General features: G+C 73.0%; 16 protein-coding genes. 12 read left to right on the forward strand and 4 right to left on the reverse strand.

The window, feature by feature from the left end:
• Positions 1-6: 6 nt before the first annotated feature.
• A complete protein-coding gene (locus CU044_RS17575) occupies positions 7-1,224 on the reverse strand; it encodes an MFS transporter (RefSeq protein WP_129769646.1) in 1,218 nt (405 codons plus the stop codon).
• Between the two features lie 296 nt (positions 1,225-1,520).
• Here CU044_RS17575 and CU044_RS17580 point away from each other — a divergent pair, with 296 nt between their 5' ends.
• Positions 1,521-1,823 (forward strand): hypothetical protein, encoded by a 303-nt coding sequence (locus CU044_RS17580; protein WP_129769647.1) that lies wholly within the window; start codon positions 1,521-1,523, stop codon positions 1,821-1,823.
• On the forward strand, positions 1,820-3,451 hold the full coding sequence (locus CU044_RS17585; RefSeq protein WP_129769648.1) for an amidase: 1,632 nt from the start codon (positions 1,820-1,822) through the stop codon (positions 3,449-3,451). Before CU044_RS17580 ends, CU044_RS17585 begins: the two co-directional genes overlap by 4 nt.
• 110 nt (positions 3,452-3,561) lie before the next feature.
• Here the strand turns inward: CU044_RS17585 and CU044_RS17590 are convergent, their stop codons facing one another.
• Complete coding sequence (locus CU044_RS17590; RefSeq protein WP_129769649.1) at positions 3,562-5,010, reverse strand: penicillin-binding transpeptidase domain-containing protein; 1,449 nt, start codon at positions 5,008-5,010, stop codon at positions 3,562-3,564.
• A gap of 138 nt (positions 5,011-5,148) precedes the next feature.
• Positions 5,149-5,919: an IclR family transcriptional regulator gene (locus CU044_RS17595; protein WP_129769650.1), complete on the reverse strand. Its 771-nt coding sequence runs from the start codon at positions 5,917-5,919 to the stop codon at positions 5,149-5,151.
• A 234-nt stretch (positions 5,920-6,153) separates the two neighbouring features.
• Between CU044_RS17595 and CU044_RS17600 the strand changes: the two genes are divergently transcribed.
• The 10 genes from CU044_RS17600 to CU044_RS17645 all read left to right on the forward strand — a co-directional run bounded on the left by CU044_RS17600 (position 6,154) and on the right by CU044_RS17645 (position 15,726).
• Positions 6,154-7,686, forward strand: coding sequence for an aldehyde dehydrogenase (NADP(+)) (locus tag CU044_RS17600; protein WP_129769651.1), 1,533 nt, complete (start codon positions 6,154-6,156; stop codon positions 7,684-7,686).
• Positions 7,687-7,748: 62 nt separating this feature from the next.
• Positions 7,749-8,366: a DUF1349 domain-containing protein gene (locus CU044_RS17605; protein ID WP_165371921.1), complete on the forward strand. Its 618-nt coding sequence runs from the start codon at positions 7,749-7,751 to the stop codon at positions 8,364-8,366.
• Positions 8,367-8,451: 85 nt separating this feature from the next.
• Positions 8,452-8,994 carry a GNAT family N-acetyltransferase gene (locus CU044_RS17610; protein ID WP_240045664.1) on the forward strand — a complete coding sequence of 181 codons (543 nt, stop codon included), beginning with the start codon at positions 8,452-8,454 and terminating at the stop codon, positions 8,992-8,994.
• A gap of 167 nt (positions 8,995-9,161) precedes the next feature.
• The gene (locus CU044_RS17615) at positions 9,162-10,448 is read left to right on the forward strand and encodes an SDR family oxidoreductase (RefSeq protein ID WP_129769652.1); all 1,287 of its coding nucleotides are present in this window, start codon (positions 9,162-9,164) and stop codon (positions 10,446-10,448) included.
• 76 nt (positions 10,449-10,524) lie between these two features.
• Positions 10,525-11,856, forward strand: coding sequence for a cytochrome P450 (locus tag CU044_RS17620; protein WP_129769653.1), 1,332 nt, complete (start codon positions 10,525-10,527; stop codon positions 11,854-11,856).
• 74 nt (positions 11,857-11,930) lie between these two features.
• The gene (locus CU044_RS17625; RefSeq protein WP_129769654.1) at positions 11,931-12,281 is read left to right on the forward strand and encodes a hypothetical protein; all 351 of its coding nucleotides are present in this window, start codon (positions 11,931-11,933) and stop codon (positions 12,279-12,281) included.
• Between the two features lie 201 nt (positions 12,282-12,482).
• The gene (locus CU044_RS17630; RefSeq protein WP_129769655.1) at positions 12,483-12,719 is read left to right on the forward strand and encodes a hypothetical protein; all 237 of its coding nucleotides are present in this window, start codon (positions 12,483-12,485) and stop codon (positions 12,717-12,719) included.
• Positions 12,720-12,836: 117 nt separating this feature from the next.
• The gene (locus CU044_RS17635) at positions 12,837-13,574 is read left to right on the forward strand and encodes a DsbA family oxidoreductase (protein ID WP_129769656.1); all 738 of its coding nucleotides are present in this window, start codon (positions 12,837-12,839) and stop codon (positions 13,572-13,574) included.
• A gap of 69 nt (positions 13,575-13,643) precedes the next feature.
• On the forward strand, positions 13,644-14,693 hold the full coding sequence (locus tag CU044_RS17640) for an aminotransferase class V-fold PLP-dependent enzyme (protein ID WP_129769657.1): 1,050 nt from the start codon (positions 13,644-13,646) through the stop codon (positions 14,691-14,693).
• Between the two features lie 316 nt (positions 14,694-15,009).
• On the forward strand, positions 15,010-15,726 hold the full coding sequence (locus CU044_RS17645) for an aminotransferase class I/II-fold pyridoxal phosphate-dependent enzyme (RefSeq protein WP_240045666.1): 717 nt from the start codon (positions 15,010-15,012) through the stop codon (positions 15,724-15,726).
• Here the strand turns inward: CU044_RS17645 and CU044_RS17650 are convergent.
• Positions 15,679-16,233, reverse strand: a complete 555-nt coding sequence (locus tag CU044_RS17650; protein ID WP_129769659.1) for a MarR family winged helix-turn-helix transcriptional regulator — start codon at positions 16,231-16,233, stop codon at positions 15,679-15,681. The two genes, CU044_RS17645 and CU044_RS17650, sit on opposite strands and share 48 nt — an antisense overlap.
• Positions 16,234-16,267 lie beyond the last annotated feature (34 nt).

The following is a 16,267-nucleotide window of genomic DNA, read 5'->3' on the forward strand; positions in this document are numbered from 1 at the left end:
GGGCGGTCATGGCCGCGGGGTCTTCCTCCGCGCGTGACGTGGGGCGGCCAGCGCCCATGCGGTGAGCAGCCCGGCCGCCCCCGTCACCGGCAGCAGTACGGCCGGGTCGGCCAGCGCGATCAGTCCCGCGCCGAGCGCCAGCGCCAGCGCGTTGGGCACGTATATCAGCGTGTTGGCGGTGGCCGCCGTCCGGCCCAGGACCGGGGCCGGGGTGTCGCGCTGCACCGCGGTCAGCGCCGCGATCAGCACACACGGCAGCCCGGCGCCGACCCCGGCGGCGCTCGCCAGCACCACCGCGTCGTACGGCAGCGCCCGCGCCGCCACGGCCAGTGCGAACAGCGCGATACCGGCGGCGGCGAACACCCTCTCCGGCAGCCGCCGCAGCAGCGGGCCCGCCACCAGCCCCGCCAGAACGGACCCGGCGCCCTGCACCGCGTACAACACCCCCACGTACGCGGGGGAGTGGCCGAGGCCGCGGTCGACGACCGCGTAGACGGCCGCGCCGTTGAGCCCGGCGAGCAGCATCGTCGCCGAGGCGGCCAGCACGAGCGGCCGTACCGCCGGCGCGTCGCGCAGCGCCCGGACGCCCTCCGCGATGCCGGGCCCCCGGCCTTCGGCGAGGGCCCGGCGCGGCTTCTCCTCCCGTACGCGCATCGCCGCGAAGAGCCCGGCGGCCACGGCGAAGGTCACCGCGTCGAGCAGCGCCACGGAGCCGCCGCCGAACCGGGCGAAGAGCGCGGCGCCCGCGAGCGGCGCCAGCAGTTTCATGCCCTCGTTGGCCGTCATCCGCAGCCCGTTGAAGTCGCCCAGCAGCCGGGGGGCGATCGCCGTGGCGACCAGAGCCGACTCCGCCGCGTCCTGGAGGACACCGCTCGCGCCGTGGACGAACAGCACACAGAACAGGATCCAGACACGGTCCGCCGAGTCGACGGCGAGCAGCAGCGGCAGCAGCGCCGCCATGGCGAGATTGCAGCCGATCAGCAGGGGCCGCCGGCGCACCCGGTCGGCGAGCGCCCCCAGCAGGGGGCCCGCCAGCGTGGGTGCCCACAGCGCGAAGACCGTGAGCGCGGCCAGACTGTCCGAGCCCGTCAGCGACTTGGTCCAGATCCCGGCCGCCAGCCACATCGCGGACGTACCGAAGCCGGACACGACGACACCCGTCAGATACAGCCCCGCGTCACGGTCCCGCAGCACGCTCCCCAGACCTGCCCCGCCCGACCCCATTGCCCCACCGGTCCCTTCCGCCTCGCGGTACGCACGCTCCGTGCGCCTCCCGCACGCCTCCTGTACGGGCGTCAGAGTGGCCTGTGAGGACCCGGCCCGCGCATCGGGTGATCGCCCTACTCCCGGGCACGGAAGGGGCCTTAGACGGGCTCGGGGCGGCTCCGGGCGGCACCGGGGCGGTGGGGGCTGAGCGTTCTCTGTAACGCCTGTGAAGCATGTGCTCAATGGGGCAGTCATCGACGGCTGATGAAGTCCAGCCTGCACCCCCCGCACGGCTGCACATCCCGGAGGTTCTGTTGAGCCAGCCTCAGCCACCCACACAGGAGCAGTTGGACGCCTACATACGGACCAGACTGGCGCTGGCCGGCGTCGATCTCGATCTGCTGCCCACGCGGCCCGACCCCGCGACCGGCGTGCCCACCCGTGACCAGGCGCTGCGTTCGCTGCGGTCCTTCGTCGCCACGGTTCCCGCGGCCATAGCGGGCTGGACGCCGCAGGTGAGCGGGGCGCCGGCCGCCGCGTACGCGCAGCAGGCCGCGCCGCCGCTGCTCTATCCGTCGATCACCGAGGCCTGGACCGGAAAGGCGGACGGACGATGAGCCGCGCCGTCAACCGCCGGATCTTCCTGGCCGGTTCCGCGGCCGTGACCGGGGCCGTCGTGAGCGGCACCGCCCTCGCGCCGCCCGCCGCCGCCGTCTCCCCGGCGAGTGCCAGGAGCGCCGAGAGCGCCAAGAACGCCAAGCCGTACGTCCCCGACCTCGACGCGGCAGGCATCGAGGTGCGTGACGCGGCGCGCCGCGACCCCACGGAGGCGACCCTCGCCGAGGCCGCGGTCCTGATGAGCCGCCGCAAGCTGACGTCCACCACCCTCGTCGAGGCGTATCTCGACAGGATCGGGACCTACGACTCCACCTATCAGGCGTACGCCGAGGTGACCGGCGAGGCCGCGCTCGCCGCGGCGCGCAAGGCCGACCGGAGCGGCGGGCGGCGCGGGGTGCTGACCGGCATCCCGCTCTGCGTCAAGGACAACTACTTCACGCGCGGTGTGCCGACGCGCTGCAACTCCCTCATCTTCGCGGACCTCGTCCCCGACCACGACGCCACCGCCGTCGCGCGGCTCACCGCCGCGGGCGGCATCGTCCTGGGCAAGGGCCAGATGGGCCCGCTCGCCACCACCCGCGCGACCACCCCGAACGGGACGGTCACCACCGTCAACGCCTGGACGCCGGACAACCCGGCCACCGACCCGGGCGGTTCCTCCACCGGCCCCGCCTGCGCGGTCGCCGGCCGGATGGCCTCGTCCTCCATCGGTACGCAGACGGGCGGATCCATCGTCCTGCCCTCCAACCGGCAGAACCTCACCGGGCTGAAGCCCACCATGGGCCGGATCTCCGCGTACGGCGTGATCCCCCTGTCGTACACCCGGGACCATCCGGGACCGCTGGCGCGCGACGCGATGGACGCGGCGCTGATGCTCGCCGTGATGGCGGGGCCCGACGCGCACGATCCGCGCACGCTCGGCCTGCCCGGCCTGCCCGATCTCGTACGGGCCGCGACCCCGGTGGTCTCGCGGGGCGGCGCCGTACGGATGCGCAGGGCCACCCGGATCGGGGTGCCCGCCGACTTCCTCGGCACCGAGACGGAGGTGCGCGGGGCGTTCCTCGACCGCCTCGACGCCCTGTCCGGCGTGACGCTGGTCGACATCACCTACCCGGCCGACTGGGCGCTGCTGACCGGCGCGTTCAACGACGCGCGGCTGTCCGAGCGGACCGAGCCGTTCCGGCACTGGCTGCGCGAGGACCCGACCCTGTTCGGCGTCTCGCTGCTCAGCTGGCTCCAGGGGCTGATGCTCTCGGGCGACGAGTGGATCACGGCGCAGCGGGCCAAGAACCATCTGCTCCGCGAGGTCCTCGACGGCGTCATGTCCCGCTGCGACGTGCTGCTCCAGACGGGACCCGTGCCGTTCGACATCCTCGGGCTGCCGGAGATCGCGTTCCCCGTCGGGTTCACCGCGGGGCTTCCGTCCGGGGTCATCCTCGGCGGCGCGCCGTACGAGGAGGACCGGCTGCTGGAGGTCGCGGCCGCCTATCAGGCGGTGACCGACTGGCACACCCGGCGTCCCGCCGACCCCGCGGCCCCGGCGGCCTCCGGGCCGAGCGCCAAGCGCGCGGCGGGTGCGGGACGGCCGCGGCTCACGGCCGAGGAGGCGGCCTCCCGGAGCGCGTAGCGGTCGTCGGACCGGTCCTGTTCGATCGCGTTTCCCCCGGCCGTGCCACAGGGTGCGCACGGCCGGGGCACCGGTCATCCGGTCCCGTTCACCCGGTCCCGTTCACCCGGTCATTTCAGCGCCGCCGTCATCATCTTCTGCGCGATCGGCGCGGCCAGACCGTTCCCGCTGACCTCCGAACGCGCCGCGCCCGAGTCCTCCACGACGACCGCCACGGCCACCTCCTTGCCGGTGGACGAGTCCTTCGCGTACGAGGTGAACCACGCGTACGGCGTGTTGACGTTGTCCACGCCGTGCTGCGCCGTGCCCGTCTTGCCGCCCACCTCCGCGCCGTCGATCCGCGCGTTCGTCCCCGTACCGTCCTCGACGACCGTCACCATCGCGCTGCGCAGCTGCTCGGCCGTCGACGAGGAGACGATCCGCCGCGTATCGCCGTCCGGGTACGACTGGAGCGTGTCCCCGTCCGCGTCCACCACCTTCGACACCATGTGCGGCGCCGCGAGCAGCCCGTCATGGGCGAGGGCCGCCGAGACCATGGCCATCTGGAGCGGTGTCGCGGTCACATCGAACTGGCCGATCCCCGTCAGCGCCGTCTGCGCCCGGTCCATGCCGGACGGATACACGCTCTCCGAGGCGCGCACCGGCATCTCCTGCGTGGCGTCGTCGAAGCCGAACTTCTCCGCCATCGCCCGGACCTTGTCCTGGCCGAGATCGTCGGCCATTTTCGCGAAGACGGTGTTGCAGGAGTATGCGAGGGCGGTGCGGATGGTGGCGTTCTCGCACGGCGCCGCAGTGTTCTCGTTGCGCAGGACGGTGGTCGTCGTGGGCAGGGTGTACGGATCGGGGCTGTCGGTCCGTTCGTCGACCGAGCCGTACAGACCGTCCTCCAGCGCCGCCGCGGCGACCACCAGCTTGAACGTCGAGCCCGGCGGGAGCGGCTGCCGCAGGGCGCGGTTGACCATCGGCTTCTCCGCGTCCTCCGTGAGCCGCTTCCAGGCGTCGCCGTCCGTGGTGCCGCTGATCTCCGTGGGGTCGTACGAGGGGGTGCTGACCACGCCGAGCACCTGGCCGGTCACCGGGTCGATCGCGACGGCCGCGCCCTTCTTGCCGCCCAGCGCGCGGTATCCGGCCTCCTGGACGGCGGGGTCGATCGTCGTCAGGACATCGCCCGGCGCGGTCCGCTCGCCCATGATCGCGTCCAGCGGGTTCTTCAGCCGGCTGTCCGTCCCGTCCAGGACGCCGGAGTAGATGCCCTCCAGCTGGGTGGAGTCGTACGCCTGTGAGCTGTAGCCCGTGACGGGCGCGTAGAGCGCGCCGTCCGTGTACGTGCGCGCGTACGCCAGATCGCCGCTCGCCGTCTTTCTGGAGCCCGTGACCGGCGAGCCGGCCACGATGATGTCACCGAGCGGCTGCGCGTACCGCGCCATGACGTTCCGCCGGTTGTGCTTGTCGTCCGCGAGGGCCCTGGCCTCGTACGCCTGCACCCAGGTGGCCCGCACCAGCAGCGCGAGCACCAGCAGCAGACAGATGACCGCTGTGTGTCTGATCGTCTTGTTCATCCCGTATGAGGGACGAGCGGCGGCGCGGACGGCGTTCCCGCCCCGCACGCTTCTCAGGAATTCCTCATCCGCGATCCCTCATGACCCGGCACGGGCGGGCCGGGGAGCGGGCCGGGGACCTGGCCGGGCCCCGGCCGGTCAGAGCCGCCGGGTGGCGAGCGTGAGCCGGTCGCGCGCGTCGAACAGCGTGTCCTTGATCATCTGCTCGTGTCCGGGGGTGAGCCGGGCCACCGGCACCGAGCAGCTGATCGCGTCGCGCGCCGGTGTCCGGTAGGGGATGGCGATACCGAAGCAGCGCAGCCCGAGCGTGTTCTCCTCGCGGTCCACCGCGTAGCCCTGCTCGCGTACGGTGTGCAGCTCCTCGATGAGCTTCTCGCGGTCGGTGATGGTGTGCTCGGTCAGGGCGGGCAGCGTCTCCGGCAGCATCTTGCGCACCTGCTCGTCGCTGTGGGTGGCCAGCAGCGCCTTGCCGAGCGAGGTGGAGTGGGCGGGCAGCCGGCGGCCGACCCGGGTGAACGGCCGCAGATAGTGCTGGGACTGGCGGGTGGCGAGATAGACGACGTTCGTGCCGTCGAGCCGCGCGAGGTGGATGGTCTCGCTGGTGTCGTCGGAGAGCCGGTCCAGCGTGGGGCGGGCGGCGGCGACGACCTCGTCACCGTCGATGTACGAGGTGCCGACCAGCAGCGCCCGTACGCCGATGCCGTACCGCGTGCCCGTCGCGTCCGTCTCCACCCAGCCCAGCTCGACGAGCGTGCGCAGCAGCATGTAGAGGCTGGACTTGGGGTAGCCGACCGCTTCCTGGACGGCGGCGAGCGAGTGCATGCCGGGGCGTCCCGCGAAGTACTCCAGCAGTTCCACCGTCCGCACAGCGGACTTCACTTGTGCCCCACCGGTCTCCGCGGTCGACATCGTTCCTCGCCCCTTCTCGCCCACTGGACTTGCTCTCCTGACCACTCTTGACCACACGGAACGCGCGGAAATAGAGTCCTTAAGGATTCACCATCTAGAACTCTGTTCAGAATACCGAACAAGTTCCGAGAGGTGGCAACGGTCCGTACGTCGCTCGCTCGGTCGATCGGTACGTCGGTACGCCGGGTCCTTTGGATACGTCGGTACGTCGGTACGTCGGGAAGGAAAGTCGCGGTGGCAGCAGCACCAGTCTGGAGTGTCGACCCCCGAACAGGGAAGCAGCGCGAGCAGGTCGCGCACGAGGCGACGGCGGAGGAGGTCGACCGCGCGGTACGCGGCGCGCACGCCGCTCGGGCAGCGCTCGCCGACCGCACCGTGCGCGCCTCTCTGCTCCGTACGGCGGCCGACCTGCTCGACGAGGCGGGAGGGCACATCATCGAGGCCGCGGACGCGGAGACCGCGCTCGGCCCCGTCCGGCTCACCGGCGAGCTCGCCCGGACAACCGCCCAGCTGCGGGCCTTCGCGGAGGTCGTCGACGAGGGGGCCTTCCTCGACATCCGCATCGACCACGCCGACGCGGACCGCACCCCGCCCTGGCCCGATCTGCGCCGCTGGAAGGTGCCGCTCGGCGTTGTCGCCGTCTACTCCGCGAGCAACTTCCCGCTCGCCTTCTCCGTGCCCGGCGGCGACACCGCGAGCGCGCTCGCGGCAGGCTGCCCCGTGGTCGTCAAGGCGCACCCGGACCACCCCGCCACCTCCGAGCTGTGCGTCTCCGTGCTGCGCAGGGCCGCCGCGGCGGTGGGGCTGCCCGAGGACGTGGTGAGTCTGGTGCACGGCTTCGAGGCGGGCGTCGAGCTGGTACGGCACCCGCTGGTGTCGGCGGCCGGCTTCACCGGTTCCGTCCGCGGCGGACGCGCGCTCTTCGACGCCGCCGCCGCCCGGCCCACGCCCATCCCCTTCCACGGCGAACTGGGCTCCCTCAACCCCGTCGTGATCACCGAGGCCGCCGCGGCCGAGCGCGCCGAGCAGATCGGTGCGGGGCTGGCCGGCTCGATGACGCTGGGGGAGGGGCAGTTCTGCACCAAGCCCGGATTCGTCCTGGCCCCGGCCGGTGAGCAGGGCGACCGGCTGGTGAAGTCCCTGACGGCGGCCGTCAGCGAGACCGAGCCCGGCGTACTGCTCGACCACCGGATGCGGGACGCCTTCGTCGCGGGCGTACGCGAACGGGCCGCGCTGCCCGGCGTGGACGCCCCGATCACGCCCGGCGCCGGCGGCGAACACACGGTCAGCGCGGGCTTCCTGACCGTGGACGCGGAGCTGCTGGCCGCCGGGGGAGCGCACGATCTGCTGCTGGAGGAGTGCTTCGGCCCGGTGACCGTCGTCGCGCGGTACACCTCACGGGACGAGATCACCTCGGTGCTCTCGCGGCTCCCCGGCAACCTCACCGCCACCCTCCAGCTCGCCGAGGAGGAGGCCGACGGGAGCGCGCCGGGCGCCGCGGGGCTGCTCGCGGAACTGACCCCGCTGGCCGGACGCGTCCTGGTCAACGGCTGGCCGACCGGAGTGGCAGTCGCCCCCGCACAGCACCACGGCGGCCCCTACCCGGCGACCACCTCCACCTCCACCTCGGTCGGCGCCACGGCGGTCGAGCGCTGGCTGCGCCCGGTCTCGTACCAGTCCACCCCGGCCGCGCTGCTCCCGCCGGAGCTGCGCGACGACAACCCCCTGGACCTGCCGCGCCGGGTGGACGGCCGTCCGGAGAACTGACCACCGGGAGCCCGGTATCGAGAGAGCCGAGAACTGTGAGCCGAGAACTGTGAGCCGAGCACATGAGTGACCAGACGATCGACCTGCCCGGACTGCCGTTCCCGCTGCGGCCGTACGGCCCCGAGGGCGCGTGGCGCTACGCGGACGGAGCGCTCACCGGCCGGGCGGGCGCTCGTCAGGACCGCTTTGTACCACCGGCGGGCGCGTCCCTGGAGCCTTCCTCCGACGCGCCCCGCCTGCTCGGCACCCCGGACGGCGACTTCCAGCTGATCGCCCGCGTCACGGTCGGCTTCGCCGCCGCCTTCGACGCGGGGGTGCTCACCCTGGAGGCCGACGCACAGCACTGGGCGAAGCTCTGTCTGGAGCTGTCCCCGGAGCGCCCGACGATCTGTACGGTCGTCACCCGCGGCCACTCCGACGACGCCAACTCCTTCGTGGTGGACGGCGACAGTCACTGGCTGCGGATCAGCCGCACCGGCCGGGCGTTCGCCTTCCACGCCTCCCCGGACGGCGAGCGGTGGACCTTCGTCCGGGTATTCACGCTGGGCACCGCCGCGCAGGCCGCGGCGGCGCGCGTCGGTTTCCTGGCACAGTCGCCCACGGGCGAGGGGTGCGAGGTCACCTACGACGGGATCGTCTTCCGGCCGGAGGGACTCGCGGACGCGCGGGACGGCAGCTGAGACTCCACCGCGCCGGGGGCGCGCCACCGCGCGCCGGGGAACCGGCCGCCGCTCCCGGCGCGTCCCCGGTCCTATGACCATCCCCATGAGTCCGCCCATGAGCGGCCCGGTGATCAGGACCGCGGTGCCCGACGACCTCGACTCCGTCGCGGCTCTGCACGCCGAGGCCCGTGCCACGTACTACCGCGGCCATCTGCCGGAGGACGACTACGACGGCCCGGCCGAGCGCGCCCGTACCCGCGCGGGGTGGGCGCGGGCCCTCGCCGGGGAGGACCCGGAGGCGGCGGTCCTCTGCGCCGTGGACGACACCGGGCTCGCGGGCATCGCCGCGTACCGCCCGGTCGAGGGCGTCCTGACGCTCACCCAGTTCCATGTCGCCCCGGCGAGATGGCGCCGCGGTATCGGCGGCGCGCTGCACGCCGCGTGCGTCAGCGCCTGGCGGCGCGCCGGAGCCGGTACGGCACGGCTCGAGGTGTACGAGCACAACACGCGCGCCCAGTCCTTCTACGCCCGGCAGGGCTGGTACCCCGACCCCCACCACCCGCGCCATGACACCCACCTCGTCCTGCGGTTCGAGGTCCCGGAGCGCCAGGTCGTCTGTCCGGAGGGCAATACGGAGAACGGGTAGGTCACCCGATGGGGTGGAAGGTTCCCGAGTGGCGCATAAGGAGCGGTTAAAGGCCCGTCGGCCGGGATAGGTTCGGTCTCCTCGTGAGCCGGTTCCGGGTGACTCCGGGGCCATGAGTGGGTCTCCGAGCGACTGGACGCTCCCCGCGAAGAATGTGAAGAGACGGCATGCCCGACCCTGAATTGCCCGACCCGGACCCCGACGAACCCGACGAACCCGACGAACCCGGTGTCGTGGTGTCCGGCCCCTCCGAAGCACCCGGCCCCTGCCCCGGTCCCGACTCGGCCACCCCCGCCCTGGCCGGCTCCACGATCGCCGTCAGCGGAGCCACCGGCTTCCTCGCCTCGTATCTGCTGCTGCATCTGCTGCCCCAGGGCACCCGGGTGGTGGCGCTGGTACGCAAGCCCCCGCACCGGGCCATGGCCGCTCTCACGCTGGCCCTGCGTTCGGCCGGGGCGCCGGCCGAGACCGTACAGCGGGTGGCGCGTCAGGTGCGGGCCGTCCAGATCACCCTCGACCGCCCCCGACTCGGCCTGTCCCAGGGCGAGTTCCAGGCGCTCGCGGACAGTGTGGACGCCGTTCTGCACTGTGCCGCGCTGACCAAACTGCACGGGGACGCCTGGGAGTTGCACCGGACCAATGTGGAGGGCACCCGGCGGATCCTCGCGCTGGCCGCGGCCGGCCGCCGCGCGCCGCATCTGTTCCATGTCAGCACCGCGTTCGTCGCCGGAGCGCGGTTCGACGGCGTCGTACCCGAGCGGCAGTTGCAGGCCGACGGCTTTCTCACGCCGTACGAGGAGTCCAAGTACCGCGCCGAGCGGCTGGTCCACGACTGGGCGCGTACCCAGGGCCGGAGCGCCACGGTCTTCCGGCCCAGTGTGCTGATCAGCGACCGGGCCGCGCTGCCCTGCGCACCGCAGCACACCTACGCCGTGCTGGCGGCCAAGCTGACCCTCTTCCTGAGGCACGGCCCCCGGGCGCTGGTCGACTCCTCCTCCGCCCCGCTCGACGCCACGGGACGACTGACGATCCGGCTGCTGGGCGCTCCGGACGCCAGCATCAACCTGTTGCAGGTCGATGACGCGGCCCGCGCGATGCTGCGCCTCGCCGAGCAGGTGACCACCACCACGGACACGTCGGACGCACTGCCCGGGGCGCGCGTCCACCACATCGTGCACCCGACCGAGACGCCGGTGACGCGCGTGAACGAGGCGCTCCAGCGGTGTGTGCCCTGGCTGCGCCTCGCGCTGGTCCCCGACCGGCCCTACCCCAGTGGTCTGGAGCGTGCCGTGGATCTGTACGGCGCCGAGGCCACGGCCTATCTCGGGCTGCGGCGGCGCTACGAACGCACCAGCCTGTGCGAACTGGAACGCCGTCGGCTGGTCCGCCCCCCGGCCCCGGTCGACAACCCCTATCTGGACGCCGCACTCACCCCACCCGCCATGGCCCGCTGACGCGGCCGGCCACCCGAGGAGAGACCATCAGCGATTCGACGGAGGACCGGATCACCGGCCTCGTCCTCATCACCGCATGACGGGTGCGCACCCGCCGGCCCCGGGGCCGTTCCCGCTGGCCTGCCCGGCCCTGCACGAGCGCGGATTCACCGCCGCCGCGCGGCGCCTCACCGCACCGGACGGCCCCGCCCTGCGCCCGGTCACGCTCGGCGGCGGTCTGCGCGCGTGGGCCGCCACCGGCCCCGCCGTCGCGCGCGGCGTTCTCACCGACCCCCGGCTGACCAATGACATCGGTGAGGTGGGCGGGCCGGTGCAGGGCTTCCCGGACCGCCGCTACCCCGAGGACTTCTTCGCCCACGCGCCGCAGTTGCTCTCCGCGTCCGGGGAACGCCACCGCGGGCTGCGCCGTATCGTCGCCCCGTACTTCACCGCCGCCGCGACGGAGCGTACGGGCGTGCGTCTGCGGGACGCGCTGGACCGGATCATCGGCTCGCTGGCCGGGCGCGGCCGGATCGACATCGTCACCGATCTCGCCCTGCCCCTGGCCGGGGCGACGGCCGGGGAGATCCTCGGCATCGTCCCCGAGCGGCGCGACGCGGCGGTGACGGCCGCCCTCGCCGCCAGCGGCGCGGTCCCGGGTACCGAGGAGGCCCGGTCGGCGCACCAGGTCTTCGCCCAGACCGTCCTGCACATCATCGGCGCCGCGCGCCGCTCCCCGGAACCCACCGCCGCCACGGCGCTGCTGCACGCCCGGCAGAGCGGACGGATCGGCAACGCCGAACTGGCCGGGATGCTCGGCATGCTGCTGATCGGTACGGTCGACTCGCTCTCCACCGTCGTCCCGTCGGGCGCCCTCATGGCCTTGCGGCGCCCCGAGGTACGGCACGGTCTCGGCGCCGGTCACGACGGCGGTCCCGCGTACGCGACGGCGGTCACCGAGGAGATCCTGCGGCTGAACCCGCCCTTCCAACACACGGGTTGGCGGTTCACCCGGGACGACTGCGTCCTCGCGGGCGTCCCTCTGCCGCGCGGCGCCGTGGTCGTCACGTCCGTCCTCGCGGCCAACCTCGACCCCGCCGCCTGGCCGGATCCGCTGCGCGCCGACCCGCTGCGTGGTGATCCGGCGCGCGCCGATCCGACAGGTGCCGACGCGCACCGCCGTACCGTCGCCGGTCATCTCTCCTTCGGGCACGGCCCCCACTACTGCCTCGGCGCGGCGCTCGGGCGCCGGCTCGTGCACGAGGCGCTGACGGGCCTCTTCCGCCGCTTCCCGCGGCTGAGCCTCGCCGTACCCCTCGACGAACTCACCTGGCACGGCACCTGTCTGCGCCGGCTCGACCGGCTCCCCGCGCACACATGCCTCCGGGCCGGCGCACAGAAGAGCGATTCCCCGACTGCTTTCGGGTGACGCGCCGCCTTTGAGCCTCCGCTCCCGGGCCCTGTCGTGGAGCCTCATGGCGTCACGACGAAGGAGTCACCCGCATGCGTCTTCGCACCACCCTGGCCGCCGCCGTCGGCGCCCTCGCCCTGCTCGTCTCCGTACCCGGCCCCGCTTCGGCGGCCGACGGTGAATTCACCTATGTCTATACGGACATCGCGGGAAAGCCACGGGTCGGGGGAGTGGTGGACCCCGGCAACTGGGTCTGCGTCACCATTCCGGAAGCCGCCGGCGAATACGTACCGCCCGCGCATACGCCCCGCAACCACACGACGGCCACCGCGCTCGTCTTCACCGGTCCGGACTGCGACGGCGACGAATACACCCTGCGCCCCGGCGGCTCGGCGAGCGAGCGTCTCACGCTGCGGTCCGTCGTGTTCTTCCAGCGTTCCTGACGTTCCTGACGTTCCTGACGAAAGCGCCCCGCCCCGTCCGGCCCGCCGGGCCGGCGGGGCATTTCGCCGTCCTGGAATTCACCGGTGCCCGGGGAAGGGAGTGGCCGCTGTTTCAACCGTCCGGGAAAGCGGGCAATCATGCGTCGTCGTTCCGTGGGCCAGAACATTCCGTGGGCCATGACGCCGAACAGGAGACCCAGCATGGAATACGAAATGCGCGCGGAGTACGCGGAGGGCGCCTCACCCCATGACCCGGAACCCCGGTTCGAGATCTGGCACATGACGCGACTGGACCGGACGACCGCGCTGTGCGGGCGCGCACTGGAGCCGGACGCCGCCACCCAGAGCGCGCACGCGTGGGGCACACCCGCCGGGCAGCCCCTCTGCCACGCCTGTGGTGCCTCCTACATCCACCAGGTGCCGCACGACGCCTCATGAGGGATCGGGGGACGGGCGGGGAATCCCACGGGCCGCGGACGCGTTGCCGTAGCGGCGGAGGCTGCCTCCGGCAGCCCCATGGCAACGACACCCACGACCCTGGAGAGAAGCGGAAACATGCGCGTCGAGATCTGGAGCGACATCGCCTGTCCCTGGTGCTACATCGGCAAGGCCCGGTTCGAGAAGGGACTCGCCGCCTTCGCCCACCGGGACGAGGTCGAGGTGGTCCACCGGTCGTTCGAGCTGGATCCGGGGCGCGCCAAGGGCGACACCGGGCTGGTCGTCGACATGCTGGCGGCCAAGTTCGGGCGCAGCCGTACGGAAGCGCTCGCGATGGAGGAGGGCGTCGCCGCCAACGCGCGCTCCGAGGGGCTCGGATACCGGATCGAGGGGCGCGATCACGGCAGTACGTTCGACATCCACCGGCTGCTGCACCTCGCCAAGGCCAGGGGCCGCCAGGACGAACTGCTGAACCTCTCCTACCGGGCGAACTTCGCCGAGGAACGCTCCGTCTACGACCAGGAGACCCTGATAGCCCTCGCCGTCGAGGCCGGTCTGGACGAGGCGGAGGCCCGCGACGTGCTCGCCGACGCGGACGCGTACGCCGACGAGGTGCGGGCCGATGAGCGCGAGGCCGCCGAACTGGGCGCGAACGGCGTGCCGTTCTTCGTGCTCGACCGGCGTTACGGCGTCTCCGGCGGGCAGCCGGCCGAGGTGTTCACACAGGCGCTGGAGCAGGCGTGGCAGGGGCGTGTGATCACACCCGTCGGCGGGGCGTCGCCCGACGCGGCGGTCTGTGGCCCGGACGGCGCCGACGGTTCCTGCGCGATTCCGCAGGCCGGGGCCCATTCATAAGGATTGCTTGGGAGTGCCCTTCACCCATGCGCGATTGACTATGAGGTGGCCGGGTTCCAGGGTGGATCCATGGACACCCTGGGAGGCGCCGAGTTCGCGCCGGACACGACATATCTGAATACGTCCAGCTGCGGTCTGCTGCCCCGCAGGTCGGTCGAGGCCGTACAGACGCTGGCCCGGGAGAACGGGACCGGCCGGGGCGGTGAGGGCGCGGGCAGTTTCGAGACCGTGGGCGCCGCGCGTGACTCCTTCGCGCGGCTGGCCGGGGTACCCGCCGAGCGCGTCGCGGTGGGCGGCTCGGTCGCCGTACATGTCGGACTGATCGCGTCCGCCCTGCGGCCCGGCGACGAAGTCCTTTTTCCCGAGGGCGAGTTCAGCTCGGTCATCACCCCCTTCGCGGTCCGCGGCGACCTCCTGCTGCGGTACGCGCCGCTGGAGAAGCTGGCCGCGGAGGTGCGGCCGGGCACCGCGCTGGTGGCCTTCTCCGCGGTCCAGTCCGCGGACGGCCGGGTCGCCGATCTGCCCGCGCTCCGGGCCGCCGCGGCGGCGCACGGCGCCCGTACGCTGCTGGACGCGAGCCAGTCGGCCGGCTGGCTGCCGCTGGACGCCGGGGCGTACGACTACACCGTGACCGGCGGGTTCAAGTTCCTGCTCTGCCCGCGCGGCACGTCCTTCCTCACCGTGACCGAGGAGGCCCAGGAGACACTGACACCCCGGCACGCGGGCTGGGTGGCCGCCGAGGACCTCTGGGGCAGTACGTACGGGCCCGTCGAGCGGCTGGCCACCACCGCGCGCCGCTTCGACGAGCCGCCGGCCTTCCTCTCGTACCACGGCGCCGAGCGGTCCCTCACGCTGCTGGAGGAGATCGGCGTCGACGCGATCCACGCCCATGACACCGCGCTCGCCGCCCGCTTCCGCGCGGGACTGACCGGGCTCGGCCATGAACCGGTCCCCGGCGAGTCGGCGATCGTGTCCGTCCCCGGACTGACGCACCGCCACCCCGAGCTGCGCCGGGCCAAGGTGGCGGTGTCGCTCCGTGCCGGGTACGTGCGGGCGTCGTTCCATCTCTACAACACCACGGCCGACGTGGACCGGGCGCTGGACGTGCTCGCCGGCTGAGCGGTCGCCGGCACTTCCGGACGTACGCGTCTAGGGTCTTTCGTTTGGATCAGGCCGGATCAGGGAGCGGGGTCTGGTGGAGGGGGTCCCTCCCGTGCCGTTCAGGCTACGGGGGAGGATCGCAAGGCGGAGGAGGGAGCCATGGCGGAGCCCTGGTGACCGACGACAACGCGGCGAGGCGCGGCCCGCCGCGGCAGCGGCTGATGTCACCGCGGGCACGCGAGCCCGGCATGATCCAAACGAAAGACCCTAGAGGAAGCGCCCCAGGAAGGCCCGGGTCCGTTCGTGGGTGGGGTGGTCGAGCACCTCCCGGGGCGTGCCGCTCTCCAGCACCTGTCCGCTCGAACAGCGGCCGGCGCTCTTCCTGCACCAGTCGGGAGCCCAGGCGCCCTGCGGCTGGACGGTCGGTGAGGAGCGGGCGGCGGCGCTGGCGGCGACGCTGAAGGCCGCCCCGAACGTGCTCGTCCTGGAGGACGACGGCATCGGCCCCGCCGCCATGGAACCGGCCGCGAGCATCGGCGCGCACCTTCCGGGCCGTACCGTCCTGGTGCGCTCGTACTCCACGTCGTACGGGCCCGATCTGCGCATCGCGGTGGTCGGCGGGCCGCGGGAGGTCGTCGAACGGGCGCGGGTGCTGCGTACGTTCGGTACGGGCTGGACCAGCCGGATCCTCCAGGACGCCCTGGCCCATCTGCTCACCGACGACGCGACGACCCGGCAGGTACGCGCCGCCGCCCGCCGCTACGGCCTGCGGCGCACCGCCCTGGCCACGCGCCTCGCCGCGCACGGGGTGCCCACCGCGAACCGGGACGGGCTGATGCTCTGGGTACCGGTGGCGGACGAGACCTCGGCGCTGGTCACCCTGGCCGCCCGGGGCGTCACCGTCTCGCCGGGCAGCCGGTTCTGCGTCGCGTACTCCCGCCCCCATGTCCGGATCGCCACCAGCAGGCTCACGGAGGACCCGGGGGCCTTGGACGAGACGGCGTCACTGATCGCGCTGGCCGCCTTCGCGTCGGCCGGCCGGATGGACTGACGACCGTTCCGGGCAGTCCGCCGTCTCCCCGCAGAGGTTGGCCTCGACCTTGGCGAGCAGCCGGGCCAGCTCCGCCTGTTCGGCGTCGTCGAGTCCCGCGAGGGTGTGCTTCTCCAGCTCCGTCCAGGCGTCCGCCACCTCGGAGCGCAGGGTGCAGCTGTCGCCGGTGGCCGTGACCAGTACGGCGCGCCGGTCCTGGGGGTCGGCGGAGCGCCGTACGTACCCCGCGTGGTCGAGCCGCTGGAGCATCTTGGTGACCGTCGAGGGGTCGAGATCCATCGCCTTGATCAGCTCGGACTGCCGTACGGCGTCCGCATCCCACAGATGCATCATCAGGAACTCCTGGCCCGGGTAGAGGCCGGTGCGCCGCAGCAGTTTCCCCGCGGCGATGCGGTGCAGCCGGGCGACCCGGGAGAGGGCGTGGCTGACCGGGCCGCCGCGCGCGGCGCCGGGCGGCTGGACGGGACAGGCGGGGTCGTCAGAGGTCGCGGGGGCGTCCGAGGTCATGGCGACAAGTTTAACTTGGTCGGCCAATAATCGA

The organism is Streptomyces sp. L-9-10 (genome assembly GCF_004151105.1).
Lineage (GTDB): Bacteria > Actinomycetota > Actinomycetes > Streptomycetales > Streptomycetaceae > Streptomyces.

What these genes read in the sequence shown, in the direction of transcription:
- CU044_RS17575 (WP_129769646.1), bottom strand. Translation starts at nt 1,224, where the DNA reads ATGGGGTCGGGCGGGGCAGGTCTGGGGAGCGTGCTGCGGGACCGTGAC.
- CU044_RS17585 (WP_129769648.1), top strand. Translation starts at nt 1,820, where the DNA reads ATGAGCCGCGCCGTCAACCGCCGGATCTTCCTGGCCGGTTCCGCGGCC.
- CU044_RS17590 (WP_129769649.1), bottom strand. Translation starts at nt 5,010, where the DNA reads ATGAACAAGACGATCAGACACACAGCGGTCATCTGTCTGCTGCTGGTG.
- CU044_RS17595 (WP_129769650.1), bottom strand. Translation starts at nt 5,919, where the DNA reads ATGTCGACCGCGGAGACCGGTGGGGCACAAGTGAAGTCCGCTGTGCGG.
- CU044_RS17605 (WP_165371921.1), top strand. Translation starts at nt 7,749, where the DNA reads ATGAGTGACCAGACGATCGACCTGCCCGGACTGCCGTTCCCGCTGCGG.
- CU044_RS17610 (WP_240045664.1), top strand. Translation starts at nt 8,452, where the DNA reads ATGAGTCCGCCCATGAGCGGCCCGGTGATCAGGACCGCGGTGCCCGAC.
- CU044_RS17615 (WP_129769652.1), top strand. Translation starts at nt 9,162, where the DNA reads ATGCCCGACCCTGAATTGCCCGACCCGGACCCCGACGAACCCGACGAA.
- CU044_RS17620 (WP_129769653.1), top strand. Translation starts at nt 10,525, where the DNA reads ATGACGGGTGCGCACCCGCCGGCCCCGGGGCCGTTCCCGCTGGCCTGC.
- CU044_RS17625 (WP_129769654.1), top strand. Translation starts at nt 11,931, where the DNA reads ATGCGTCTTCGCACCACCCTGGCCGCCGCCGTCGGCGCCCTCGCCCTG.
- CU044_RS17630 (WP_129769655.1), top strand. Translation starts at nt 12,483, where the DNA reads ATGGAATACGAAATGCGCGCGGAGTACGCGGAGGGCGCCTCACCCCAT.
- CU044_RS17635 (WP_129769656.1), top strand. Translation starts at nt 12,837, where the DNA reads ATGCGCGTCGAGATCTGGAGCGACATCGCCTGTCCCTGGTGCTACATC.
- CU044_RS17640 (WP_129769657.1), top strand. Translation starts at nt 13,644, where the DNA reads ATGGACACCCTGGGAGGCGCCGAGTTCGCGCCGGACACGACATATCTG.
- CU044_RS17650 (WP_129769659.1), bottom strand. Translation starts at nt 16,233, where the DNA reads ATGACCTCGGACGCCCCCGCGACCTCTGACGACCCCGCCTGTCCCGTC.